Source organism: Flavobacterium koreense, assembly GCF_054776075.1.
Map to the genome: position 1 here is coordinate 1 of NZ_BAAHCF010000014.1, position 924 is coordinate 924.

General features: G+C 36.1%; 1 pseudogene. It reads left to right on the top strand.

The window, feature by feature from the left end:
- Positions 1 to 924, top strand: a pseudogene (locus ACYU7A_RS07990) (adhesin); the annotation flags it as partial.

A 924-nucleotide genomic window follows, 5' to 3' on the forward strand; every position in this document is an offset into this window, starting at 1 on the left:
CAGAAATCACCACTAATCCAAATTTAGTAGTTACGTATCACTTAACGCCTACAGATGCTTTGACAGGATCTAATATAATCACACAGAATCCATATTGTAACATACAAGCGTTCTCTCAAATTTTACATGTGAGAGTTGTTGACCCATTAGCACCAGCTTGTCCATCGACTACTACATTACAATTAATTGTTAATCCAAAACCACTTATTAATCCAAATGTTACAGACTATGTACTTTGTGATAATAATAGCCCAGGCGATGGAGTAGAACAATTTAACTTACCAACTAAAACTACTCAGATAATAAATGGTCAGTCTAACATGACCGTGAGATATTATTTGACACAAGCAGATGCTACATCACAAACGAGTCCGCTTACTAATTTGTATACAAATGTTACACCAAATGCTCAAGTAATATGGTATACAATTAGAAATACAGTTACAGGATGTATCTCTGTAGGTTCATTTAGTTTGATTGTGAACCCACTTCCAGTTACCACGGTAAACAGCCCAACAGTTTGTACAGGTGATGCAGCTACAGTAACAGCTACAGTAAGTACAGCAGGAACATATTCTTATGTTTGGACAGTTCCATCAGGAGTTACTAATCCAGGGAATGTTGCTAGTTTTACTACCACAGTTGCAGGAACCTATAGTGTAGTTACTACCAATACTGTTACAGGTTGTGTAGGACTTAGTGCTTCAGGAATAGTAAATTTAATTTATGCTCCAGTCATCAACACACCAAGCAATTATGTTGTTTGTGATGAGAACAATGATGGCGAGAGTTGTTTATTTGATTTAACGACAAAGAATTCACAAATATCGACACAAGTAGGCATTCAGATTAGTTATCATTTAACACCAACTGATGCACAAACAGGCTCTAATCCGATAAGTACAACAACGCCTTATTGTAATA